Origin of the sequence: Sulfitobacter noctilucae, assembly GCF_000622365.1 — a bacterium.
GTDB lineage: Bacteria > Pseudomonadota > Alphaproteobacteria > Rhodobacterales > Rhodobacteraceae > Sulfitobacter > Sulfitobacter noctilucae.
Genome location: NZ_JASC01000005.1, coordinates 24,261 through 48,523 on the forward strand (window position 1 = coordinate 24,261; position 24,263 = coordinate 48,523).

Here is a 24,263-nt window from a genome sequence, read left to right on the forward strand (position 1 = left end):
TGCAAGGATTTTCACGCTTTGCGTCAAATTCGCGATGCAGGCCACTCCGGCACACCCAAGGGTATAAAGGTAAGGAAAATCGTGCCTTTACGGACTTCTCATCAAGGCTTAACCTGACCTAGCGGCATTTTGCCAAATATTGATTCAATTTATTGCTTCGGGAGTTCTGTTTTGCGGGAGCCCAAATTCAAGACCATGCGCAAAGCGCTTTGTTCGACTGCATCCATCCTTATGGCGGGCAGCGCTGTTGCGGTGCTTGTCCATGCCAGCCCGGTGACGGCACAAACCGCAAGCGAGATTACACCGCCCAGTTTTGCCCCCGACGCACAGCGCCTGACCGGCGCTGTTGTTTTTTCGGGTGAACGGGGCACAAAGCCGCCCGATGGCGCAGAGAAACTTCTGATCAACCTGTCAGGCGTGACCCTTGATGGCGGCATATCCCAGATGGCCGAGGTCAACGCCGCCACGCAGGCGCGTCTGTCCGGCAAGACAATCACTGTCGCAGAGATTTTTAACGCCGCTTCCGATCTTGAGACCGCCTATGCGCAGGCGGGTTTTGTGCTGGCGCGTGTCGTCCTGCCCGCGCAAGAGTTGCGCGATGGCGGACGCCTGAGGATCGCGGTAATCGACGGATTTGTCGAAACGGTCGATGCCTCCAGCGCGCCCGGCCCGGTCCGCGAGCGGATCGAACGCATCACCGGCCCGCTGGTCGGCAAGCGCAGCCTGCGTTTGCCCGAAATTGAGCGCCAACTGTTGCTGGCAGGCGATACCTACGGTGTCGCACTGGGCTCCGCTTTGTCCGCCGGTGCCACACCGGGCGGCACCACACTGATCCTCCAACCTGAGTTTCGTCCTGTTACCGGCTTTTTCGCTTTTGACAATTACAACGCCAGCTCCCTTGGCCCGGTGAACATAAGCGCCGGGATCGAGGTCAACTCACCCTTTAATTTGGGCGAGACATTCTATGCACGGATTTCCGGCTCTCCCTCGAACGATAATGACAACAATCTCGGTGATTTCTTTGGCAGTGATCCGCGGGTGCGGTCCCTGTCCGTCGGTGGTGTGATCCCGCTGGGCTTTGACGGTCTGACGCTGAACATTGAAGCGACCGACAGCCGCACAGCGCCTGATACGCTGGATGTACCGACGGTAAGTCGTTTCGACCGGACTTCGGTGCGCCTGTTTTATCCCTTCGTCCGCTCGCGCAACTTGAACATCTCGGGACAGCTGACCCTAGATAAGCAAACAGACGAGCAGTTGCTGGTACTGTCTGACGATGAACGCACACCGGTCTACCAAGACGAAGCAACCGTTCTGCGTGCCGCCGTCGATGGCTTCTGGTTGCTGGAAACCGGCACCGCGATCGAAGCCGGTGCCGTGCTGTCGCGTGGTCTTGATATTCTTGGGGCCCGCACCGCCGATGATGTGGGCAGCGGTGCACCCCTGTCCCGTCAGGGAGCCGATGCAACATTCACCAAGCTTGTTGTATCCGGCCGCGTGCGTGGCAAGATCAACGAACGGTTCAACTACGCCCTCTCGGGACGGGCGCAAACCGGTTTCGGCGATCCGCTGCTGACGGCCGAACAATTCGGCATTGCGGGCGGACAAGAGCTTTCGGGCTTTGATGCAGGCAGCGTGAAAGGCGACAGCGGCTTTGTCCTGCGCGGCGAAGTCTCCATGCCCCGACAGACCACCATTCGCGACATCCCCGTTTTAATCAGTCCTTATATTTTTGCAGCTTACGGCGATGTCTCGCTTGAGCAACCGACCGCACAGGAAAGCGCAAGTGTTTCGGCGACGTCCCTCGGTATCGGTGTCGAATTCAATTCATTCTCAGATTCAAATTTCTCGTCCGCAACGGTGCGGGTCGAATACGCGAGGGGAACCCGTGATGACGATCAACCCGACAACAACCGCTTCTCTGTCCAAGGCTCGTTCCGCTTTTAGCACGCGCTGGACGGCACGCGTGGCGCTGGTGCTTGGCACCGCGCTGACACCTGTTTTGGCGCAGACCCAAAGCCTACCAATCGGCGGCAGTGTCGTGGCCGGCGATGCCCAGATCAGCACCCCCGGCGCAGGCGCCATGACGATCAACCAAAGCAGCGACCGCGCTGTGATCAACTGGCAGGATTTCTCGATCGGGGCAGGTGGCCGTGTTGATATCAACCAACCTACCGCCAATTCGGCGATCCTGAACCGGGTGACCGGCGATACCACCAGCCAGATCCACGGCCAGTTGAACGCCAACGGGCGGGTGTTTGTCGTCAACCCGAACGGCATCTTTATCGGCCAGACGGGCAGCGTGAACACCGGCAGTTTTGTCGCGTCCACTCTGGGCGTGCGCACAGACCGTTTTATGACGGGTGAACTGGTATTCGAAGGGGATGGTGCCTCAGCCACCGTCAGCAACGCAGGCAATATAGAAGTGGTGACCGGCGGCTATGCCGCGCTGATCGGCGGCAAGGTCAAGAACTCCGGTACCATCCACGCCCCATTGGGCTTTGTTGGTCTGGGATCGGGCGAGCGTATCACGCTTGATCTGGCGGGCGACGGGTTCTTGCAAGTGGCGATCCCGACCGAGTCCGGCGATGACACTCTGGACGCGTTGATCGAGAATTCCGGCACGATACAGGCTAACGGCGGCACGGTTCAAATTTCGGCCGCCACCGCCCGCAATGCCGCACGCCACGCCATCAATATGAGCGGTGTGGTCGAAGCGCGCACCGTCTCGGGCCGCAACGGTCGCGTCACTCTGGGCGGCGGCAGCGGTGGCAAAGTCACCGTGAGCGGCAAGATCAAGACCAAGACGCGGCGCCCGGCCATTCAGGTCACCCAATCCCGCCGCCCAGCCCTGCGCCCCGCACGCGGCGGTGACATCACGATCACCGGCCAGAACATCGCATTGGAAGGTGCAACCATCGACGCCAGCGGCGCAGATGGCGGCGGCACCATCCGCATCGGCGGCGAATACCAGGGCGGCCCCGGCCTGATGACGGCTGATACTCTCAGCGTGGATGAGGCGACCGTGATCAAGGCAGATGCCTATTTCACAGGTGACGGCGGCCGGGTGATTGCCTGGTCTGATCTGAGGACTGATTTCGGGGGGGATATTTCTGCGCGAGGTGGTGCGACAGGCGGCAATGGCGGCTTTGCCGAAGTTTCTGGCATGATTAATCTCACTATGCGCGGCACGGCTGACCTACGCGCGCCCAATGGCATCTCAGGCATGCTTCTGCTGGACCCGACAAACATTGAGATTGTCGATGTTGATCCCGGCACAAACCAGCTCCTCAATACCTTCGTCAACAATCAACTTGGCCTTGGCGACTTTACCATCGACACTTCCACTTACTTCCCGGATGAAAGTGAACTTGGCACGATTTCCGTAGATGCGCCGATCAACTGGAACTCTGCCAATGCGCTGCGGCTAAACGCAGACAATGCGATCATCGTGAACGAGACGATCACTTCGACAAACGGTCCAATGCGCTTTGATGCTGACGGCAATGTCGACATTCTCGCCCCAATTTCAATTGGTGATGACTTTGTGGTGACTGGCTCGGATATTACCATCGGCGCAGATGTTACCAACGATAACGAGTTGAGCTTTATCGCAACTGGGACGCTAAACATCGGACAATTTGGAAACCCTATTTCCATCAATTCCAGCGGGGCCACTCTGGCTTTCGGAGCAGGCAGCGATATCGAAATGTTCCCGGATTCCGAGGTTGTAAGCAGTTTCGGCGATCTCGAGTTTACTGCGGGTGACGTCATCATCATCGAAGACCTGACGACGACCGACGGTGATATCGTCTTGTCTCCCAATACGGATATGGTGGCTGGTGGCTTTGATCTTGCAATTCTTGGCGAAGTTACCACGGACACCGGAAACATTACGATTAACGCTGAAAACCTTGTTGAATTTGAAGGTCCGCTTTCTGCACCGGGTGGTCGGCTTGCGATCAATGTAAATGGCGCGTTCCCAGACATTGAGGTATCAACCGGAGCGGCAATCGATGTCGACGAATTCGTTCTCAGTGGGGGTAACTGGTTTCAGGTCGATCCGAATCTGGCATCCTTCGACGCCAACAATTTTGTTCTTCAAGACGGGGTGAGTTTCCTACGTGTACTAGGTGGCACCGGGCAGAACAGCCCCATCATCGACCCTTATCTTATTGGTGACATCTATGGTCTTCAGGGGCTCTCGACGCTCACTTTTGATGTAGTAGAACTCGCCAACGATATCGACGCGTCCGTCACCTCGACGTGGGAATCCTTGGCTCCACTAACCAACGGATTCCGCAATTCAGGGTTCGTGCCGTTTTTCTTCAACGACGATATCGATGGTCAAGGCTATGATATCACCGGCCTCTTCGTCCGGCAGTACCCAGCGGCGGGGGGCGGCAATGCCGGTCTGTTCAGCGCCGTGGGCGACAATGCCCGCATCACCAACTTCAGCATCCTGAACGCGGATGTTGCCGGGGACAATGTCGGCATCCTCGCAGGCGAGAATGGTGGCTTCACCCAAGGCATTGAAGTTACAGGTACGGTTGTCACGTATGGCGAGAACGGCGGTGGTCTGAACGGTTTGATGCCCTTCGGTATCACCCGCGACAGTTCCGCGGATGTAGACGTCTCCGATGCAGTAGACCCGTCCGAAGGTGTGTCTGGCAACCCAGTCGGCCTCGTCAATCTTGGCGGGCTGGTCGGGCTCAATGATGGCGATATCATCAGCTCCAAAAGCACTGGCAGTGTGACCATCACAGCGGCAGCCGAAGGGTTCGCTGGTGGGCTTGTCGGACGCAACGAAGATATCATTCAGGACGTCTATTCAAGCGCCTCTGTTACGGCGGACAGCTCGGATCCCTCCGCCGAAGCGACCATTGGCGGGCTGGTGGGCGACAACCAGCCGGGCGGAACGATCGTGAACGGGCTGGCCACCGGTGCCGTCACGCTCGCCCCTGGGTGTTGTGGCGGGTTCGGCATCGCCAACGGCCTCGTCGGAGAGGACGACGGTTCTTCCGACCAGAGCATTCTATCGTCGTTCTGGAATCGTGAAACCACGGGGCAACTCCTCAGTGGGCAAGACGGCGAGATGCTTGGTAGCACCAACGCTATGGGGCAGTTCGAAGGTGCCTTTTCCGAAACCACAGCAAGCCTGAACGACGCCTTCAACTTCACCTTCGCCGCGTTCGTTTCCGGCTGGGATTTCGCCAATACCTGGTCCTATCCCCTCGACGGTTTAGATCATGCGCGGCTCTACTCGGTGGACCCGGTCATTTCTGCGGTAAGCACCGTATTCCCGAATCCTGTCTTCACCTACAACGGCACAGTTAACCAGGTGCTGGCAGAAGCCATCAACAACGGCGGCACGGGCGACTTCTTCTTCGGTCCGGTGGGGGACTCCGGCGCGCCACCGATCGCAAGCGTGCCAATCATCTTGTCGGGGCCGAATGTCGGTCCGCAAACTTTCACCTTCCCCACCGCTTTCACCAGCAATCTTGGGCAAGCATACACTGTACGTTCCCTTCCAACGGATGCCACAGTGAACCCGGCTCCGCTGACCGTCACAGTTAATGATACTCAGAAACAATTCGGTAACCAGCTTGCATTTTCCGATGTCAACATCAGCACCGAAACGCTATTCGGCAGCGATGCGATTACAAGCGCCGATGTTGTCAGCGCAGGAAATGAAACCGACACACCGATATCGGAAGAGGAGTACTTCCTCTCGCTTACCAATCTCGCCGGCCCCGGCCTGACGAACTACAGCGTTTCTGTTATACCGGGTCGTTTGCGTGTAATACCACGCGATGTGAACGTCATCATCAACGATGCCACAAAGACTTATGGGGAAGAATTGACGTTCAGCGGTGATGAGTTCACGTCCACTGGGCTTATTAACGGCGACATCCTCACCTCGTTAAACATCACGAGCGAAGGTGCTGCGGCGACCGCACAAGTCGAGGGTAGCCCGTTCGATATCCTTGGCACTGAACCGGTCGGTACAGGATTGCAGAATTACACAATTAACATCGTGCCTGGCATCCTGACGATCACGCCGGCACCGCTGACCATCACTGCTGACGATCAGACCAAAGCCGCAGGTGCCAGCTTCACCTTTGCCGGGACCGAATTCACTGTTGAAGGTCTATTGAACGACGATACTGTGACCTCCGCGACCCTGAACAGCGTTGCGATTGACCCCGACACGCCGATCACAGGGGATACCGGGATCGCGATCCTGATCACCGATCCCCAAGGCAGCGGCCTTGATAACTACACGGTCACTCTCGTGAATGGCGTCTTCATCGTCGCGCCAGGAAACCTGACCATCACCGCCAATGACCAGACCAAAGTCTACGGCGATACTTTTGCCTTCGACGGCAGCGAATTTACCGTTGTCGGGCTGGCAGAAGGGGACAGTGTGGACAGCGTGACCCTGACCAGTGACGGGGCGGACGCAAACGCGCAGGTGGCGGATGGTCCCTTCCTGATCACGCCAAGTGATGCGGTGGGAACGGGCCTCGAAAAATACACGCTGGTCTTTGCCGATGGCAGCTTTACTGTCACACCTGCACCACTAACCGTCAGTGCTGACGACCAAAGCAAACCCCAAGGGACCGCTTTTGTCTTTAGCGGGACCGAATTCACGACAGCAGGTTTGCTCAATGCCGATACGGTCGACAGCGCGATCTTGAGTAGTGAGGGCGCAGATGCCACAGCGCAGGCGGACGACAGTCCTTTTGCAATCACAATCGGTGATGTTTCTGGCAGCGGTCTGACCAACTATGACATCGCGACCGTTGATGGCGCCTTTACCGTCACACAGACCATCATTCCGCCCGTGATCAACCCGAACCCAAGCGGTGGCCCATCGATCAACAACCCGCCTGATCGGATCAACATCTCCTTCCCTGACGCAAGCGGAACGCCAGGTGGGATCCAGAGCCGGCCCGGCGGGGCTGGACCGCAGCAAAGCCTGCCCGATGCCGAAGCCACATTTGAAGCGGTAGACGACATTTCGGATAGTCTGGAACTGGCGGTACAATCCTGCGGCTCGGCGGATCAGGACTTTGCCAACTATATGGCCTGCCTCAGCGAATCGCTGGACACCTATTCCAACGCGCTGGATGAAATCGCCAATGATCTGCCCTCGGGACTGGAAACCGTATCGGCCACGATCCGTACTGCGCGGGATGCCGTGGATGCGGCGGCCGCACGCGCCACACGTCGTCTGGCCACCGCTACCACGGATGCACAGCGCCGTGCAATCCAGCGCGATGCGGTGAACGAGGCGCGCGGCGCCATTGACACGGCCAAGACCGAGATCCGCAAGGCGATCTCTCTGATCCGTGCCGATGATCCCGAAGTCGCTGCCGTACAGCGCCAGACAGGGGCCCGCATCGTTCAGGCTTTTGATGCGGTCGATTCCTCGCTGGCCCGCGCCGTTGATCTGTAATCGGAGTGCCCCATGCGCCTTGACCTGCTGATCCGATGCTTTCTGGTACTCGGTCTGTTGTTGCCGGGCCTGGCCGCCGCGCAGTCTACGGGTGAGCGCCGGGTCGCGTTGATTATCGGCAATTCCGACTACGAGCACGTCACACCGCTTGATAATCCGGGCAATGACGCCACGGATATTTCAGTGGCACTCGAGGGGTTGGGGTTTGACGTTTTCCTTGGGTTGGATGTAACCGAAATGGAGACCGAAGGACTGGTCGAGGGTTTTTCAAAAGCGATCCAGACAGCGGACGTATCCTTGTTCTACTACGCAGGGCATGGGTTTCAGGTGGGGGGGCAGAACTATCTGGTACCCACCGATGCGCAAATCCAAAAACCCGAGGATATTCAGGATCAGACCATTCGCCTGAACGCTGTGCTGGACCAAATGGCGCAGGCGCCCGGCATCAAATTCGTGTTCCTCGATGCCTGCCGCAATGATCCTTTTGAGGGCGTGGTCTCTGCTGTGTCCGAAGGGCTGGCGCAGATCGGCGATGCGCAGGACTTTCTAATCTCATTTGCGACACAGCCCGACAACGTGGCCTATGACGGCAGCGGGCGGAACAGCTATTTCACCAAGGCCCTGTTGGGCCATATCTATACACCCGGTCTGACAATCAATGACCTTATGATCTCGGTGCGGCGCGATGTACTGGCGGCCACCGGCGGGCGGCAAATCCCTTGGGAAAATTCGTCGCTGACACGTCAGTTCCAGTTTGATCCGCGCCCCAACACCATGTCGTCTGAAACGCTGCTTTGGCAGGTCGCCGCAAACGCAGGCGACCCTCAGTTGATGAAACTCTACGCCGAACGCTATCCCGGTGGTGCGCACGCGCAAGAGGTCATGGCGTTCCTCGATCCAGCGGGTCCGGGCGGTGAGGCCCTGTCCCGAGACTACTCTCCCCAAGAACGCGACGCACAAGAAGAACGCCTATGGCAATTGGCGCGGCGCAGCCGGATGCGGCCCTTGGTTCAATTCTACCTCGATCAATATCCCGAAGGGACTTATGCCGCGGATGCCGGACGCCTGATCGCAACCATGCCTGTGGAGGACGAAGGCGGTGCCGGGCCTTTGTGCGAAAGACTGGCCACCCATCCGCGTGATGCGACCGCCAGCACGGCAGGCGTGCCATTTGGCCGGTTACAGCAGAACGCCCTGTCCGCCATTCAGGCCTGTCAGGCCGCCGCAACCGCGCATCCCGAATTGCCCCATTATACCGCGCTGCTGGCCCGTGCGACCGTGGCCGCAGGCGATACCGACCGCGCGATCCAGCTTTATCGCGAGGCAGCAACGCGGGGCGATCTGCGCGCTATGGTCAGCCTTGGTCTAATGACCGAGGCCGGACGTGGTGTGCCACCCAGCTTGACCGAAGCCTTGCGGCTTTATCAACGCGCCGCCAGCCTTGGCAGTGCCGATGGCAAGATCAACCTGGCCGTGGCCCTGTTCGAGGGCATCGGCGTTGAGAAGAACGAGGATGAAGCGATCCGCCTGCTGAATGAAGCCGCCGATCTCGGCTCTCCGATCGCGACCTTCAATCTGGGCGTTCTGGCGCGTGACGGTGTCACCGGAGCGCCAGAACAGGCTTTGAGCTATTTCGAACGCGCCATCAAGGCGGGCGAACCACGCGCCTATATGGCCAGCGCCATTTTGCTGGATGAAGGCCGCATCGCGCCCCGCAATCCCGTTGCGGCGGCGAACATGCTGTTGCGCGGTGCCGCGGAAGACAGCGGTCAGACCATCGAGGAACTGACCCAACGTAGCGATGACTGGTCGCGTGATACAATTGCGGCGGTACAGGAACGGCTCAAGGCGGCCGGGTTCTATACCAGCACCATCGACGGGCGCAGCGGCCCGAATTTTGTAGCAGCGCTGGAGTCTTGGCGTAATGGCGGGTTTGAACCGGGCGTGTTGGTGGAGTAACTTCGGCGAATGCAAGACCCCGCACGACTGGAGCAACCAAAGGACAGCATGTGACCTCCGAGACACCCCTTGCGCGGCGGCGCCTGCGCACCTGGCTGCGCCTCTTGCGCGTCACGCGCAGCACCGAAAACCAGTTGCGCGAGTTCATGCGGCTTAATCACGAAACCACCCTGCCCCGTTTTGACGTGATGGCAGCGCTCTACAGCAGTCCCGACCCAATGAAGATGTCTGACCTTAGCAAGCGTTTGCTGGTCTCGAACGGCAATGCCTCGACCGTCGTGAACCGGCTGGAAAAGGACGGGCTGGTACAACGCACCGCAGAACAACAGGACCGCCGTGTGGTTCTGGTCGATCTGACGCCCGAGGGCCGCCGCCAATTTCAAGCACAGGCCAAAGGTCACGAAGCGGTGGTCGATGATATCTTCTCCGAACTCGATCATGCAGACCTCGATCTGATCCGCGATCTGCTGCACCGCGCCGAGGCACGCGAAAAGGTTTAAACTTAAATCATCTGTTGCCCATGCCGCTGCAATTGTTACCATCAGACGGTACCAGCACAGGGAGAACCAGAACCATGACACGGGAAAACCACCGCGAAGATGTCGCGGGCCGCGCCAATGTCGAGGATACACCCGAACTGCTGGCTTATTACGATGAACTTGACAGCCATCATACCGGCGCGCTTTGGACCGTCGCTAACAAGATCGAACCCTGGGAGCCGCAATCGCAATCCGTGCCGGTGCTGTGGCGCTATGCCGATCTGCGCGAGAAAGTCCTGCGCTCTGTCGATCTGGTCACGCCTGAAAAAGCGGGCCGCCGTGTCATTTATCTTAACAATCCTGGCCGCACCGATGTCTCTGCCGCAGTGGGCTGGATCTACGGTGGGTTGCAAGTGATGAACCCCGGTGAAAAAGCTACCGCGCACCGCCATTCCGCCTCTGCCATCCGCTTTATCATGGAAGGGTCTGGCGCCTATACGGTCGTAGACGGCCACAAGATGACACTGGGCCAGAACGACTTTGTCCTGACCCCGAACGGCACTTGGCACGAACACGCGGTCGAAGAAACCGGCACGCCGTGCATCTGGCAGGACGGTCTGGATATCCCTTTCGTCAACGCGATGGAGGCGAACTTTTTTGAAGTCCACCCCGACCTGAGCGAGCCTGTCGCCTTTCCCGTTGATGACATGACCAAGACATGGGGCAATGCCGGACTGACGCCGGGTGGCGGCGCGTGGGACAAAGGCTATTCGCCGATGTTCAAATACGAATGGGACCGCACTTATGAGGCGTTGAACGCCTATGCCAGTGCCTCTGATCCATCGCCGTTTGACGGCACGCTGATGGAATATGTGAACCCCACCACCAACGGTGCGGTGATGAAAACCATGGGTGCCAGCATGCAGCGGTTGGCCCCATCCGAGCGTACAAAAGCGCACCGCCATACCGGCAGCTATCTCTATCAGGTCGCCAAGGGGTCGGGGTATTCCATCATCAACGGTCAGCGTTTCGATTGGACCGAACGTGATATTTTCTGCGTGCCCTCCTGGGCCTGGCACGAACATGGCAATACATCCGACAGCGACGATGCGGTGTTGTTTTGCCTGAATGATTTGCCTGTCATCCGCGCCATGGGTCTCTACCGCGAAGAGGCACTTGGCGACAATGGCGGCCACCAACCTACCTGAACCTGGAAAGATCGAATATGAAACTTGTCACCTACCGCACCCATATCGAAGCCGAGGCCCGTCTGGGCGTGATCGAAGACGACATCGTCGTCGACGTGGCCGGGTTTGGCGAATATGCGGGCCTTGATCTGCCCTCACGGATGCTGGATTTTATCGACCTTGGGCCAGTGGCCGTCCGACAACTCAGTGATGCGTTGCAATTGGCCGAAGGCGACTGGGGCAATGCGCTTGCCCTGCCTCTGGCTACCGTCACGCTGCTGGCCCCGATCCCGCGCCCACGCAAAAACATCTTCGGCATTGGTCTGAACTATCTCGACCATATCGCTGAAAGCTCCTCGGCGCTTGATACTGCCCCTGATCTGCCCAAAGAACCGGTGGTGTTTTCCAAACCCCCTACCGCCGTTATTGGCCCCGGTGACCCCGTGCGACATGACGCAAATATGACCCAGCAGCTTGATTGGGAAGTTGAGCTGGCCGTCATCATGGGCACCACCGCCAGCCATGCCAAACGCGAGACCGCGCTGGATCATGTGTTCGGCTATTCGATCATGATCGACGTCTCGGCCCGCGACAACCGGCGCGCGGGACAGTGGATTTTCTCCAAGGGGATGGACAGCTACGCGCCCTTCGGCCCTTGCATCGTGACCGCTGATGAAATCCCCGATCCGCAAACGCTTGACCTTTGGCTGACAGTGAATGGCGTGGAAAAGCAGCGCTCGAACACGGCCAAGATGCTGTTCAAAGTGGACGAACTGATTGCCGATCTGTCCAAGGGCATCACGCTGGAACCCGGTGATATCATCGCATCCGGCACGCCCGAAGGTGTGGGCGCGGGCCGCAATCCGCAGGAATTCATGTGGCCCGGCGATGTGATGGAGGCGCATGTCGAAGGCATCGGCACGATCCGTCACCCGATCATCAACACCACCAGTTTTGAATGACGCAGTACCCGATTGATCCGCAGATAGACTATGATTTCAACGCCCGCGAAAGCGTCGCCTCCTTTGACGATGAATTCGCGGCCCTCGGGCGGCTGAGCGATCAGGCCCGCGCCAATGTGCCCTGCCAGCGCGATCTGGTGTTTGATCCCGCCAGCGGCAGCGCGCTTGACCTATACGGCGCGGGTAACGGGCGGCCGGTGTTTCTGTGGATACACGGCGGCTATTGGCGGATTGGTACGAAGGAGGGCAATGCCTTTGCGGCGCCGGGTCTGGTGGCCCAAGGCATCGCGGTTGCCGTGATGGATTATTCGCTGGCCCCCGCCGTGACGCTGGACCAGATCGTACATGAAGTGCGGCTGGCCGTCGCGTGGCTGCGCCGCGAGGGGCCAGGGTTGGGCCTTGATACGCGAAAAATCCATGTGGGCGGCTCTTCTGCAGGCGGGCATCTGACCGGGGCAGTTCTGGCCGGTGGGTGGCATGCTGAATATGGATTGCCCGAGAGTAGCATCGGCGCTGCCCTGGCGCTTAGCGGGATATTCGATCTGGAACCTTTGCTGCACACGCAGGTGAACGGCTGGATGGATATGGACATGGAAACGGTGGCAGCGCTGTCACCCATCCGGCATATTCCGGCCCGAACGGATGCGCAGCTGCTCATTTCTGTCGGGGGGGAAGAGCGTAATGGCTTCCTGCGCGAAACAGCCGCCTACCACGACGCTTGGACAAAAGCCGGACACAAGGCGGACCTGATCGACATGCCCGGCTACAATCACTTCGATATCACCGGAACACTCGCGGACCTCGACGCCACACTTGTGCAGCGCACCGCGCAAGCGATCCGCAGCTATAGCTGACCTTAAGCTGCCGCTTTCACGATCCGCGCGTCTATCCGCTGCCGCAAGACATCAGGCCAAGGCGTGGATTTGCCCTGCGCGTCTGTCAAAACCAAGGTTGAGGTCGCTAGAAACCGGCGTTGCCCTTCACAGGTCGCTTCGGTCTGAATGCCAAGGCTTGATCGCCCCAAACGGGTGCAGGTCAACGCGAGCTCCAGATGATCGCCATGGCGGCTGGGTGCGGTAAACTGCACCGAAATCTCGGCTGTCGGCACACCACCGTTCTTGTGCAAATCCTCGAAAGGGCACTCGAGCGCATCGTCGAAAAACGCCTCGACGCAGTCGTTGATCATCTCGAAATAACGCGGATAGAAAACGATCCCCGCAGGGTCGCAATGCTTGAACTTCACTTTTTGCGGCATGACAAAGCGCATGGCTTTTCCTTGATCTGAAACGCAACCCTTCGCGATGCCAAACGACATAGCCTTTCCCCTGCCCCGGGCGCTGCGTCAAAGCACCGCAGTCGCCTCGATTTCGACCAAAGCCTCGTCTTCGACAAGCCCGGCAACCACCACCATCGTCATGGCCGGAAAATGCCGGCCCAGAACCTTGCGGTACACCTCGCCCACCTCACGCTGACGCGCGACGTATTCCTTTTTGTCGACTACGTACCAGGTCAACCGCACCAGATCTTCGATCTGGCCGCCCGCCGCTTCCAGCACGGCCACAATGTTGCGCAATGCTTGCTCCATCTGCCCGATAAAATCATGTGTCTCGAACACCTGATCCGCGGTCCAGCCGATCTGGCCGCCGATGAACAGATGGTTGTCCGCCGTTTTCATGCCATTGGCATAGCCTTTGGCCTTCGCCCATCCCTCTGGCTGGATCACATCATGTGGCATCGGTTCACTCCCTTTGTCGTTCGTCCTGCGCAGGTCGCCCTGCATATCAACTTGTCATATTCCCAGATGCCGGTCGCGCACATCTGCGTCCAGATCCGTCATCGCGCCGTCCCAGACAGATTTGCCCCGCTCAAGGATCACCACCCGGTCTGCGATCCGGCGTAGCTCGCTAAGCGTCTTGTCGACCACCAGGATAGAAAGATCACCGCTTTGCTTGAGCGTAGCGATGGCGGCCCAGATCTCTTGTCGGACCACGGGGGCCAATCCCTCTGTCGCTTCGTCCAGGATCAGCAAACGCGGGTTCGTCATCAGCGCCCGCCCGATGGCCAACATCTGTTGTTCGCCGCCCGACAAAGATCCAGCCAATTGGGTGCTGCGTTCCTTGAGACGCGGAAACAGCGCGTGCACCTTGTCAAAGTCCCATGCACCCGGCCGCGCTGAGGCATAGAGGTTCTCGTAAACCGACAGGTTCGTGAAACAGCGCCGCCCCTCGGGCACCAGCCCCAGTCCCATCCGCGCGGCCCGGTGCGCGGGCAGTCCGGCAAGGTCCTGACCCGCGAATGTCACCTGCCCCATCGGGTTTTTCAGCAAACGGCAGATCACCTTGATCGTTGTGGATTTCCCCATGCCATTGCGCCCCATCAGGGCAACGACACTGCCTTCGGCTATCTCCAGATTAACACCGAACAGCGCCTGCGAGGCCCCGTAATGCGCGGTTACGCCTTTGAGAGAAAGCAAGCTCATGCCGCGTCCTCTTCACCCAGGTAGGCCGTGCGCACATCCGGGTTGGCGCGTATGTCGTCGACACTGCCGGTCGCGATGATCTTGCCGTAGACAAGCACTGAAATCCGGTCAGCGCAGGCAAAGATCGCGTCCATATCGTGTTCGACCAGAAGGATCGGGGCCTGATGCTTGAGCTCCTGCAAAAAGCGGGTCAGCGCCTTTGATCCTTCGGCCCCCATGCCCGCCATCGGCTCATCCATCAAGAACGCCTTCGGCGCGAGGGTCAGGGCCACGGCCACCTCCAGTTGACGGCGCTGACCATGCGACAGCTCGGCGGTGATCGTCGCCTCATCCTCTTCCAACCCCACTTGCGCAAGCGCCGCCCGCGCTTGTGACAACAACCCGGCATTCTTCATCGCGGGGCGGAAGAACGAGAAAACCGAACCGCGTTGCCCGATGGCACCCAGAACCGCATTTTCCAAAACCGTCAGATCCATTGCGAGAGCAGATATTTGAAAGGTGCGCGCGAGACCTAAACGTGCACGCTCTGCTACGCTATGGCGCGTTACGTCCTGATCCAGAAAAGTCACGCTGCCGCTATCGGGCCGCAAGCCACCTGCAATCTGTTTGATCAACGTCGACTTGCCCGCACCATTCGGTCCGATCAGTGCATGAATTTCGCCCTGCCGCAGATCAAGCGTAATGCCGTCACTGGCTTTAAGCGCCCCGAAACTCTTGTGAATATCGCTGACGCGCAGGATGCTATCCGCCATGGTGCGTCTCCTTCTTCGCCAGCTTGCCGATGATGCCGCCCTTGGCAAACAGCACCATTCCCAACAGGATAGCGCCCAGATAGATAAACCAATAGTCCGACAGCCCACCCAAAAAATGCTCGAGCAAGATGTAGACCGCAGCACCGACAACCGGGCCGAACAGCCGTGCAACACCACCCAGAATGATAAAGATCATGATCTCGCCAGAGATCGCCCAGCTGAACATCGTGGGGCTGACGAAGCGGTTGAGGTCGGCGAAAAGCGCCCCCGCCAAACCCGTGATCGCGCCGGAGATCACGAAGGCAACCAACCGAAGTTTATAGACGTTGATGCCTACGGTGCGGGCGCGTTCCTCGTTCTGGTGCGCCCCGTTCAGCGCCAGACCAAAGGGCGATTTATTCAACCGGTCCACAAACAAAAGCACCAGACAGAGAATGGCGAAGCAAATGCCGAAAAACTGGATCGGGTCCAGCGTGTTCAGCCCCGGAAACTGGTTGCGCACATAGATCGACAGGCCGTCCTCGCCGCCATAGGCAGGCCAACTGATAGCGAAATAGTAAAACATCTGCCCGAACGCGAGCGTAACCATGATAAAATACACGCCCGATGTCCGCAGGCTCAGCGCACCAATCAGCAGCGCCAGAAGCGCGGAACTGACAACCGCAACCACCCAGATCACCGGCATGGAGTTGGTCCCTTCGATCAGGAACGCCCCGTCGAAAATCGGATCGTAGTTTTGTGCGTGGCTGGCCAGAATACCCATCGCATAGCCGCCCATCCCGAAATAGGCCGCATGCCCAAAGCTGACCAAACCGCCCTGCCCCAGCGCAAGGTTCAACCCCACACCTGCCAGCGCAAAGATCACCGCGCGGGTGGCCAGCGTGATCGTGAAGGGTTCGTTCATCACATAGGCATAGGCGGGAACGGCCACCAACAGACACAGAATGACGATGTTCAGGGTGCCTTCGCGGATCATCTCAAGCGCTCCCGAAAAGGCCGGTGGGTTTAAAGATCAGTACCCCCGCCATGAGAATATAGATCAGCATGGACGCCAGTGCCGAGCCAACGGTCGTCGCGGCAGAGCCGTCCATGAAACTGCTGAACAGAACGGGCAACAGCGTACGCCCCAGCGTGTCGGTCAGCCCGACCAGAATTGCGCCGGCCAGCGCACCGCGAATGGACCCGATGCCGCCGATGACAATCACGACGAAGGCAAGGATCAGCACCGGCTCGCCCATACCGACCTCGACCGATTGGATCGCGCCGACCAGAGCACCGGACAAACCCGCGAGCGCCGCCCCCAGCGCAAAAACCATTGTATAGAGCACTGAAATATCCACGCCCAAAGCACCAATCATCTCGCGGTCGTTCTCTCCCGCTCTGATGCGCATACCGACACGGGTTTTGGAAATCAGCAGATAGAGCCCAAGTGCCACCGCGAGACCGATCAGAATGATCGTCAGCCGGTAAAGCGAATATTCAATGCCCCCCGGCAAGATGACCGTGCCTTTCAGCACAGCAGGAATGTCGAGAAACAGCGGGAAGGAACCAAAGGTCCAGCGGGTCGCTTCGGAAAAAATCAGGATCAGCGCGAAGGTCGCAAGGACCTGATCCAGATGGTCGCGTTTATACAGCCGCCGGATCACCGTCATCTCGACAATCACGCCAAATATGGCCGCAGCAATCAGGCTGGCAATCAGCGCCAGCAGGAAATTCCCGCTCCACCCCGCAACCGCAGCTGCGGCAAACGCCCCGATCATATAAAGCGAACCATGCGCGAGATTGATCAAGCCCATAACACCAAAAATCAACGTCAGCCCGGCGGCCATCAGGAACAGCATCACCCCGAACTGCAAACCGTTCAGGATCTGTTCGATCAAAAGGATTGTGCTCATGCGGTCCCCCGGCAAAATGGCTTCCGGCGACCAAACCGCCGAAAGCCTGACCGATTACCAGTCCAGCGCACACTCGGTGGCATAGACATCCTGACGGTCTTCCAGAGCGACTTCGACGGCGGTGTTGATAAAGGTGCCATCATCCAACTGGATCACCTTACGGACCCAGAAATCCTGGATAGGGTGCTGGTTATTGCCGAATTTGAAATCCCCGCGGGTGGAGGTGAAATCAGCCTCGCGCAGGGCCGCGCGGAAGGCATCGGCATCCTTGACATCCGCCTTGGTAGCCGCCGATGCGATCAACAAACCGGTGTCGAACCCCTGCTGCGCATAGATCGACGGGATGCGACCGTAAGCTTCTTTGAAGCTTTCGACGAAGGCCCGGCTGGCGTCATTGTCCAGATCAGGCGCCCATTGCGCCGTGTTCAACACACCTTCGGCGGCCGCACCGACCGCTGGCAGAATGGTCTGGTCAAAGCTGAAAGCCGGACCGACCAAAGGAAGGTCCACACCGCTGTCCGCGTATTGCTTGAGGAAGGAAATCCCCATACCGCCAGGCGCAAAGAAGAAAATGCCATCGGCGTCAGAGGCACGCATCTGTGCAATCTCGGCGGCATAATCGGTCTGGCCCAGTTTGGTGAAAACCTCCTGCGCGACCTCGCCCTCAAAAGTGCGTTTGAACCCGGTCAGCGCATCCTGCCCAGCGGGATAGTTCGGGGCCCAGATAAAGGCTTTCTTGATGCCCATCTTGTTGGCGGTCGCCCCCGCAGCCTCGTGCGGACCATCGTTCTGCCATGCGACGTTAAAATAGTTTTCATGACATCCGCGTCCGGCAAGCTGTGCCGGGCCCGCGTTAGGCGAGATGTAAAACTTGCCCTGCGCCGTGGCCGAAGGTGCCACCGCCAGCGCGAGGTTGGAGAAAACGATACCTGTCAGGATATCAACCTTCTCTGACTGGATCATCTTGTCAGCGACCTGCACAGCGATGTCCGGCTTTCTCTGATCATCCTCAACGACAACTTCGATTCCGGCATTACCTGACTGTTCAATTGCGAGCAGGAAACCATCGCGGATATCGACACCCAGACCGGCACCCCCCCCCGTCAGTGTCGTGAGCATACCAACCTTAAGTTTCCCGGCGTGGCCATCTGCGACAGCAACCTGGCCGAGCGACAAAGCCAAAGCTGTCGCCGCTCCCAAAGCCTTGACCGTACGTTTTGCGTTCTTCGAAATCATATTTTTCTCCCGGTTAATCGGATGCATTTGTGCATCTCTTAAAGCAGTTTGCGCCCGCAAGTGACGAAATGAAATGGGTTTCTGATACAAAACGTACGGCACCACCGTTATTACTTCAAGTTCAAAATATATCAGCTTGAAGCTTTGATGGCTCACTGCATCGCAGAAATCGACCTGCAGGTTCAGGCGCTCTATCCCGACCACCGCGCCCTGCGGCAAAAAAGCTCGGGACAGGGTAGGGAATGACCGCCTGTCGCACACTTGTGTTCATCAATAAAAAACGGCGCTGAAATTCCAGCGCCGTTCCAAATTCAAGTAAATCCAGTTTGGACAGGGTCAGTTGGTTACGTCTTCCGCTTCAACTTCCGGACCTACCGAAACGATATAGGCCCAGACGTTTTTAGCGTCTGTTTCGTCGCCCAGTTTGAACGACATTTTTGAGCGGGCACGCTTGTCGTCATTGTACTCGCGCAGGAATGCACGGGGATCAGCAACGTAGCTGACAAAATTCGCTTCGTTCCACTCCAGACCGTTTTCACCCGCTTCGACAAGTGCATCGCCGTACTTGCGACCGAAATCTTCATCGCCACCGGCAACGCGTGTATGGAGCCCGTACAGGTTCGGCCCGGTACGCCCCCCTTTGACGATCACATCACCATCAGCACTCACGATGCCATGGCAGGCTTTGCACTTTGAAAAGACGCCTTCGCCTTCAGCGGCGTCCCCTGTTGCATGGCCATCAGCAAACGCCGAGCCGGCCATCAATGCAAATCCTACGGCGGCAGTTCTCAATATCTTCATTTGCAGTCTCCCATTTATCTGGTCTCGCTATCCGAACCTAGCGCGGTTCCGGCCAAGTCCAAGTCTGCTCAAAACGAATCTCGTATCCCATGATCGTAAGGCAATTTCCCCAGCCCCGCCTATCAAATACAACAACACGTCAGTCCAGGGTTGCCCTATGAGAGTTTTATCCCATATCACCCCGCGCGCCCTGCCCGTCCCCGCGGCACTGTTAAGACGGGTCAAAGCCTGGTCCATGGCCAACCTCATGATCAGCATCAAGAACCTTGTACATCTCGTTGGCCATGTGTCAGAAACGCGCACCTGAAAGATCCCTGCAATGGACGGCAGCATGCAGCCCACCGACATCATGATCCCCGCCTGGGTGGAAGGCGTGCTCACACCGGTGGAAAAGCTGGCTGCCCATCAACGCGGCTTGCGCCATCTGGCGGTGTCGGTCTTTGTGGTGCGCGACGGTGCAATCCTGCTCCAGCGCCGCGCCTTGGGCAAATATCACACGCCCGGCCTATGGGCGAACACCTGCTGCACACACCCCGCCTGGGGCGAAAACCCGTTGGCTTGCGCCCACCGCCGCGTGGATGAAGAGCTTGGCATCACCGGCGTCACACTCACCCACCGCGGCCAGGTCGAATACCGCGCAGATGTCGGCAATGGTCTGACGGAACATGAAGTTGTCGAGGTCTATCTGGCACAGGCTGCCGACGATATGCCACTAGCCCCGAACCCCGATGAGGTGATGGACACGCGCTGGGTCACGCCCACAACCCTCGCCACCGAGATCGCCGCAACGCCTAACAAATTCACCCCCTGGCTGCGCATCTATCTCGACAAGCACCACAACATGATCCTCGGCACCGCCTGAACACAAACGCTTTCTCTGTTTGGCCCTATATCCTGCAGAACGCGAGATAGCGGCTCGCCCATTTTTCCCAAAGAAAAATGATAAGATCGAACGCGCGCCTTGCGCGCTAATCTGTAAAGACAAGACAGGTATTTCGACATCGCTCGAACAGGCGGTGCGATACTCATCTCATTACCTTGGATTACCAACATACGCCGCCCGTCGACTTCTGCGTTGTCATCGCCTTATAGGGCCCTATCACCCACCCCAGCGGCCTAAGCTACAAACGGGCGGCGGACCCGAACTATTGTGAGCCTAATACCCGGTCTAGAGCCTGCCAAGGCTGCCATTCGAATGGGCCGGAGCCTTATCATTCTACGCTAACCCGCTGCCGTGCGAATTTGGTAGTGAACAACATTGCAAGCCAGATTAAAGCCGCCCACACGATCTGGCGGCGTCCCTGTGGAGATATCGTGTTTCCCTCCCCGCACCGATGCACTTGCTAGGACTTCTGTGTTTAGTCAGTCATAAGAGAATTGAAGGGTAGATTGGCTCGGATGCTGGCCTTTATTCGGCGGAAAGAGACACAAAGTATTGAAATTAAACAGCAATAAAGCTCTGTCCCCGCGGGGACAGATCGCGTCAGGCTTCTAATTCGGTTAAAAACGCTGCGACGGCCTTTTCCAGCCGCTTCCGCTCGATCCCGGAGAAGTCGCGTTCCAACCGCAGCTCGATTCGACCATCGGCGACTGTGCACTTTGCATCCCCATCAGGCCGGCTCAGCCTGAATGTGGTTTTGGCGGCCCGTGCTGTTGGAGCAAGCTTCACCTTCTTCGCAGCAGGCGCGGCCATTTGTGATACAAAGTCGGTCAGCACGGCATGCTCTTGCTGCGCATCGCGGTCCGGCATCGCGGCGAGCATCCGGTTTAACACCCCCTGCCCTTCCGGGTTCTCGTCCAATCGTCGTACCACGGCCAAACCAAGCGCGCGTGGGATCGCATCCACATGGGTGATTTGCCCTTCGGTGGCTGAAAGCAGTCGGACAAAATGCTTGATGTAGCTGCGCTTTTGACGGCCGGATGAGGCAAAAAGCAATTCTACCGCGTGATCGTAGCCTTCGACCTCTGCCGCTTGTTTGCGATAATTGATCGCCAACTGCGCCATTTCACCGAATGAGACACCGCGCCTGACAAGGTTTTCGTCGACCATCTGCCGATAAAGCCGCAGCAGGTTTTCACCCTTCGCATTGATCCCTGCGGGGATGCGCGCGAAATTCTCGTCACCGGTTTCGGCCAACAGTTCGGAATAGGCGGTGAAGCGTCGGAACCCCTGGATCAGTTCATAGGTGTCGCCGACCTGCTCCACCCTGATCGGATTGCTTAGGCCCACGTCGCGGATCGATTGCTTTAGTTCGTCAATTTCCGGATCGCGGCCCGGTGCGCGGTCACGGGTCAGCTTGTCGGTTCTGATCGCGTCGAGCGGAATGAGATCGGTGATCAGCCCGGCCTTCTTCAACCTGACATGCTCATGTGCGAGCGCATCATTTTCCGCCCGGATTGCAGCCTCGGCCGTTTGGCGGGCGTTCAGGGCATCGGCATTTTCCGTGATCGCGGCGGCCATCGGGCCGCGCCGGGCTTCTGTCCCCGCGGGGACAGGTGTAGGTTCCTCGCCCGCGACGTCATCAAAGTTAATGTCAAAACCGCGCTTTTTCTTGCTCATGCCTGATCCTCTAGCTTGTCCCATGCAGTGATAAGATGCCCCTTAAATTCGCCATAAGCCTGATCGAATGACGCGCGCGCGCGCCGCCAGGTCTCGCGGGTCATATCGCGGTAATCTGTCTCATAAATTGAATTCAGAAAGCGCCCGGATTGCTCGACTGCGCGGGTCATTTCGATGGGATGTTCTGCCAATCTGTCGCCGAACACTTTGCCAAAAGCTTGCTGCATCGCGCGGTGCAAATCGTTGTTGGATTCGAAACGGGTCAGCAAGAACCGCACATCCGCAAACACCTTGGGCAACCGCAGCGTCCCCGCGGGGACAGATCCGCCGAACCGCTCGAGGTCTTCCAATGCCTCGGACAGTTGTCCGATGAAGGACGTCGTGGAATCGTATTCCCAATATCCGGGGCCCGAAGGGATATAGAGCACATCCGCCGCAAAGACTGCATTCATGGATTGATAACCGATCGCAGGCGGACAATCGAAAAGCACAAGGTCGTAGGCGTCATTCGGCAGCCCATCCAGGAACCGCGACACAGCCGCAAAGAACGACCATTCCGGGTTCAGGTGCCGGTACTGGGCGCTTGCGAATTCGACGAAAGCCGCGTTGGCGCAAGAGGGCAGGGCGTCAATAGTGGGCCAATTGGTTGGCTTGATGAAGTCGGTGACCCGCAGCTCATTCAGGCCCATCTCGGTAATGGCCGAAGGCAGTTTGCGTTGGGGCAGGGCGGCTCCGCTCTCTGCACCGCGTGTGGCTGCATTCATCCGCTCGGTCTCACGGATCAGATCCCGCGCCATGACACCCCAGACGGTGTATTCTTCGCTGACGTCGTTCAGGCCCATCGAATGGCTCAGCGTGGCTTGAGGGTCAAAATCAACCACCAACACCCGGTAGCCATCCAATGCCGCGGCATGCGCAAAGTGTAGCGCAACGGTGGATTTCCCAGCCCCGCCCTTGAAGTTGGCGATAGCCGCGCGAATTGCCCGCTTTCCTGCCGGCCGTTCTGGCATGAGGGATTTGCGTTTGACCTTCAAACGGCGACGCATCTCGTTGATCTCTTCGAGTGTGTACCAATGCTGGCGTCCATCTTCTTCGGTAAGTCCTTGTGGCAAAGATGGATCCGCAGCCAGTCGCCCGCGAAGCGTAGACTGATTTACCTTGAAGATCAGCTCCGCCACCTCCCAGCTTGAAAACCGGCGCAGGGTCTTTTCGTTCTCGGGCGAAAATGTCTGCTGGCGGATGAACCCCTGCATTTTAAGCGACTGCGCCTGCAGCTTCGCAAGATCTTGATGGGTGAACATGCTCAAATGCCTCTTATTACTTACTTTTCTTCGACTGTCCCCGCGGGGACAGCGCCTTGAGGGCGGCGATATGCACTTCAGGACGCAAATTCACCGCACTTCTTGATTTACGCCGAGTTTGTTAAATTTGTAAATCCCGTTATATAGTAGAAAGATGCTTTTCCTATACGCACACGCGAATCGCATGCTGCACCCGCCCACGACCGCCGAGGACCGAAATTGAGGTGACATGAATATTTCGAGCAGACCCTATTAGGGGACATAAGTCTCTAACTAGGGGTCAGCCAAGATGTCCCTCTATACCTATATACCAAGATATTCTTTTTGAATTTCAGGGTACTTCGGCGATAAGCGAAAGCTAATCCTTGACAGAATCGTCGCTTTGGACGCAAATCAGGGCACGGTCAGCAAAAGCGTTGAGTTGGTGCTAAGGCCGAACCGAACCGGAGAGTTCGGATACCGAGGTGAAGTGGCTTGGCGTTCCTCAGGCTGCAAAGAGCAGGGCACATAAATGCTCCAGACAAAACCAGTCGGGCCGGGGGCTTCGACGCGCAAATACGATTTGATTACGGCTCTTGGGGCACATGCGCTGTCCTTGGGCAAACATGATCAACGTCTTATCCTCCGGCTCATCATTTTGATGACGGCCCGGTACAATTGGGCGCGGGACGAGCTGTCGATGGGCCAGCGCGAAATCGCGCGACTGTGGTCGTGCAACGAACGGACCGTGAAACGTGAATTGGCCAAGCTGCGGGCGTTGGGGTGGCTCGTGGTCAAGCGGCAGGGCGCACGGGGGCGTGTGACAACCTACAGCTTTCAGACGACCGTGATGCTGGATGCGACCAAGAACATCTGGCCAGAGGTCGGACCCGATTTTGTTGTTCGTCTTGAAGGGCCGTCTGCCGAGACTGTCGTGCCATTTCCGGTCAAAGGCACGGTAACGCCACCGGAGATAGATACGGCAACCGAGTGGGGGCTGGCGCGCGCTGTTCTGTATGCCGAGGATGCGGGTCGTTTTGCCGCCTGGATCCAGGCCTTGCGACGGACGGGCAGGGCAGGGGGGCGTGTCACCCTTACAGCCCCCAGCCGCTTTCATGCGGCATATGTCCAAACCCATCTAGAGCCTGTTTTGCTGCGTGCCTGCCGCGAGGTTGATGGCGATGTGACCGCCATCGAAATCGTGGGATAGG

General features: G+C 58.2%; 20 protein-coding genes. 10 read left to right on the forward strand and 10 right to left on the reverse strand.

The window, feature by feature from the left end; genetic code table 11:
- Nucleotides 1–171 precede the first annotated feature (171 nt).
- The 7 genes from Z945_RS0105265 (at nt 172) to Z945_RS0105295 (ending at nt 12,903) form a co-directional block, all read left to right on the forward strand.
- The gene (locus Z945_RS0105265; RefSeq protein ID WP_241434464.1) at nt 172–1,947 is read left to right on the forward strand and encodes a ShlB/FhaC/HecB family hemolysin secretion/activation protein; all 1,776 of its coding nucleotides are present in this window, start codon (nt 172–174) and stop codon (nt 1,945–1,947) included.
- Entirely contained in the window at nt 1,892–7,462 is a 5,571-nt protein-coding gene (locus tag Z945_RS0105270; protein WP_037970643.1) for a two-partner secretion domain-containing protein, read from the forward strand. Before Z945_RS0105265 ends, Z945_RS0105270 begins: the two co-directional genes overlap by 56 nt.
- A 12-nt stretch (nt 7,463–7,474) precedes the next feature.
- On the forward strand, nt 7,475–9,421 hold the full coding sequence (locus Z945_RS0105275) for a caspase family protein (RefSeq protein ID WP_025051069.1): 1,947 nt from the start codon (nt 7,475–7,477) through the stop codon (nt 9,419–9,421).
- 50 nt (nt 9,422–9,471) lie between these two features.
- Nucleotides 9,472–9,921 carry a MarR family winged helix-turn-helix transcriptional regulator gene (locus Z945_RS0105280; RefSeq protein WP_025051070.1) on the forward strand — a complete coding sequence of 150 codons (450 nt, stop codon included), beginning with the start codon at nt 9,472–9,474 and terminating at the stop codon, nt 9,919–9,921.
- A 74-nt stretch (nt 9,922–9,995) separates the two neighbouring features.
- Entirely contained in the window at nt 9,996–11,108 is a 1,113-nt protein-coding gene (locus Z945_RS0105285; protein WP_025051071.1) for a cupin domain-containing protein, read from the forward strand.
- Between the two features lie 17 nt (nt 11,109–11,125).
- The gene (locus tag Z945_RS0105290; RefSeq protein WP_025051072.1) at nt 11,126–12,049 is read left to right on the forward strand and encodes a fumarylacetoacetate hydrolase family protein; all 924 of its coding nucleotides are present in this window, start codon (nt 11,126–11,128) and stop codon (nt 12,047–12,049) included.
- Entirely contained in the window at nt 12,046–12,903 is an 858-nt protein-coding gene (locus Z945_RS0105295) for an alpha/beta hydrolase (protein ID WP_025051073.1), read from the forward strand. Before Z945_RS0105290 ends, Z945_RS0105295 begins: the two co-directional genes overlap by 4 nt.
- Before the next feature lie 2 nt (nt 12,904–12,905).
- Here Z945_RS0105295 and Z945_RS0105300 read toward each other — a convergent pair whose 3' ends face one another.
- From Z945_RS0105300 to Z945_RS0105335, 8 genes are all read right to left on the reverse strand, one after another.
- Nucleotides 12,906–13,316, reverse strand: a complete 411-nt coding sequence (locus Z945_RS0105300) for an acyl-CoA thioesterase (RefSeq protein WP_025051074.1) — start codon at nt 13,314–13,316, stop codon at nt 12,906–12,908.
- Between the two features lie 75 nt (nt 13,317–13,391).
- Nucleotides 13,392–13,784, reverse strand: coding sequence for a RidA family protein (locus tag Z945_RS0105305; protein WP_025051075.1), 393 nt, complete (start codon nt 13,782–13,784; stop codon nt 13,392–13,394).
- Nucleotides 13,785–13,838: 54 nt separating this feature from the next.
- Nucleotides 13,839–14,528, reverse strand: a complete 690-nt coding sequence (locus tag Z945_RS0105310; RefSeq protein WP_025051076.1) for an ABC transporter ATP-binding protein — start codon at nt 14,526–14,528, stop codon at nt 13,839–13,841.
- The gene (locus Z945_RS0105315; protein ID WP_025051077.1) at nt 14,525–15,280 is read right to left on the reverse strand and encodes an ABC transporter ATP-binding protein; all 756 of its coding nucleotides are present in this window, start codon (nt 15,278–15,280) and stop codon (nt 14,525–14,527) included. Before Z945_RS0105315 ends, Z945_RS0105310 begins: the two co-directional genes overlap by 4 nt.
- A complete protein-coding gene (locus Z945_RS0105320; protein ID WP_025051078.1) occupies nt 15,270–16,256 on the reverse strand; it encodes a branched-chain amino acid ABC transporter permease in 987 nt (328 codons plus the stop codon). Before Z945_RS0105320 ends, Z945_RS0105315 begins: the two co-directional genes overlap by 11 nt.
- A 1-nt stretch (nt 16,257) precedes the next feature.
- Entirely contained in the window at nt 16,258–17,175 is a 918-nt protein-coding gene (locus Z945_RS0105325) for a branched-chain amino acid ABC transporter permease (RefSeq protein ID WP_025051079.1), read from the reverse strand.
- A gap of 54 nt (nt 17,176–17,229) precedes the next feature.
- Nucleotides 17,230–18,411, reverse strand: a complete 1,182-nt coding sequence (locus Z945_RS0105330; RefSeq protein ID WP_037970652.1) for an ABC transporter substrate-binding protein — start codon at nt 18,409–18,411, stop codon at nt 17,230–17,232.
- Nucleotides 18,412–18,747: 336 nt separating this feature from the next.
- Nucleotides 18,748–19,212, reverse strand: a complete 465-nt coding sequence (locus Z945_RS0105335) for a c-type cytochrome (protein ID WP_025051081.1) — start codon at nt 19,210–19,212, stop codon at nt 18,748–18,750.
- Nucleotides 19,213–19,369: 157 nt separating this feature from the next.
- Between Z945_RS0105335 and Z945_RS20585 the strand changes: the two genes are divergently transcribed.
- Together Z945_RS20585 and idi are read left to right on the forward strand one after the other, a co-directional pair.
- Nucleotides 19,370–19,519, forward strand: coding sequence for a hypothetical protein (locus tag Z945_RS20585; protein WP_161634075.1), 150 nt, complete (start codon nt 19,370–19,372; stop codon nt 19,517–19,519).
- 12 nt (nt 19,520–19,531) lie between these two features.
- Entirely contained in the window at nt 19,532–20,074 is a 543-nt protein-coding gene (idi, locus tag Z945_RS0105345; protein WP_025051083.1) for an isopentenyl-diphosphate Delta-isomerase, read from the forward strand.
- 621 nt (nt 20,075–20,695) lie between these two features.
- Here the strand turns inward: idi and Z945_RS0105350 are convergent.
- Both Z945_RS0105350 and Z945_RS0105355 read right to left on the reverse strand, forming a co-directional pair.
- A complete protein-coding gene (locus tag Z945_RS0105350) occupies nt 20,696–21,772 on the reverse strand; it encodes a ParB N-terminal domain-containing protein (protein ID WP_025051084.1) in 1,077 nt (358 codons plus the stop codon).
- A complete protein-coding gene (locus Z945_RS0105355; RefSeq protein ID WP_025051085.1) occupies nt 21,769–23,073 on the reverse strand; it encodes an AAA family ATPase in 1,305 nt (434 codons plus the stop codon). Before Z945_RS0105355 ends, Z945_RS0105350 begins: the two co-directional genes overlap by 4 nt.
- A 511-nt stretch (nt 23,074–23,584) precedes the next feature.
- Here Z945_RS0105355 and Z945_RS0105360 point away from each other — a divergent pair.
- Nucleotides 23,585–24,262 carry a hypothetical protein gene (locus Z945_RS0105360; protein ID WP_025051086.1) on the forward strand — a complete coding sequence of 226 codons (678 nt, stop codon included), beginning with the start codon at nt 23,585–23,587 and terminating at the stop codon, nt 24,260–24,262.
- Nucleotide 24,263: the final 1 nt, after the last annotated feature.

Excerpts from the sequence above, each read along its gene's own strand:
- Z945_RS0105275 (WP_025051069.1), top strand. The coding sequence starts at position 7,475 with ATGCGCCTTGACCTGCTGATCCGATGCTTTCTGGTACTCGGTCTGTTG.
- idi (WP_025051083.1), top strand. The coding sequence starts at position 19,532 with ATGGACGGCAGCATGCAGCCCACCGACATCATGATCCCCGCCTGGGTG.
- Z945_RS0105300 (WP_025051074.1), bottom strand. The coding sequence starts at position 13,316 with ATGCGCTTTGTCATGCCGCAAAAAGTGAAGTTCAAGCATTGCGACCCT.
- Z945_RS0105360 (WP_025051086.1), top strand. The coding sequence starts at position 23,585 with ATGCTCCAGACAAAACCAGTCGGGCCGGGGGCTTCGACGCGCAAATAC.
- Z945_RS0105320 (WP_025051078.1), bottom strand. The coding sequence starts at position 16,256 with ATGATCCGCGAAGGCACCCTGAACATCGTCATTCTGTGTCTGTTGGTG.
- Z945_RS0105290 (WP_025051072.1), top strand. The coding sequence starts at position 11,126 with ATGAAACTTGTCACCTACCGCACCCATATCGAAGCCGAGGCCCGTCTG.
- Z945_RS20585 (WP_161634075.1), top strand. The coding sequence starts at position 19,370 with ATGAGAGTTTTATCCCATATCACCCCGCGCGCCCTGCCCGTCCCCGCG.
- Z945_RS0105350 (WP_025051084.1), bottom strand. The coding sequence starts at position 21,772 with ATGAGCAAGAAAAAGCGCGGTTTTGACATTAACTTTGATGACGTCGCG.
- Z945_RS0105355 (WP_025051085.1), bottom strand. The coding sequence starts at position 23,073 with ATGTTCACCCATCAAGATCTTGCGAAGCTGCAGGCGCAGTCGCTTAAA.
- Z945_RS0105310 (WP_025051076.1), bottom strand. The coding sequence starts at position 14,528 with ATGAGCTTGCTTTCTCTCAAAGGCGTAACCGCGCATTACGGGGCCTCG.
- Z945_RS0105315 (WP_025051077.1), bottom strand. The coding sequence starts at position 15,280 with ATGGCGGATAGCATCCTGCGCGTCAGCGATATTCACAAGAGTTTCGGG.
- Z945_RS0105285 (WP_025051071.1), top strand. The coding sequence starts at position 9,996 with ATGACACGGGAAAACCACCGCGAAGATGTCGCGGGCCGCGCCAATGTC.
- Z945_RS0105335 (WP_025051081.1), bottom strand. The coding sequence starts at position 19,212 with ATGAAGATATTGAGAACTGCCGCCGTAGGATTTGCATTGATGGCCGGC.
- Z945_RS0105325 (WP_025051079.1), bottom strand. The coding sequence starts at position 17,175 with ATGAGCACAATCCTTTTGATCGAACAGATCCTGAACGGTTTGCAGTTC.
- Z945_RS0105305 (WP_025051075.1), bottom strand. The coding sequence starts at position 13,784 with ATGCCACATGATGTGATCCAGCCAGAGGGATGGGCGAAGGCCAAAGGC.
- Z945_RS0105295 (WP_025051073.1), top strand. The coding sequence starts at position 12,046 with ATGACGCAGTACCCGATTGATCCGCAGATAGACTATGATTTCAACGCC.
- Z945_RS0105330 (WP_037970652.1), bottom strand. The coding sequence starts at position 18,411 with ATGATTTCGAAGAACGCAAAACGTACGGTCAAGGCTTTGGGAGCGGCG.
- Z945_RS0105270 (WP_037970643.1), top strand. The coding sequence starts at position 1,892 with ATGACGATCAACCCGACAACAACCGCTTCTCTGTCCAAGGCTCGTTCC.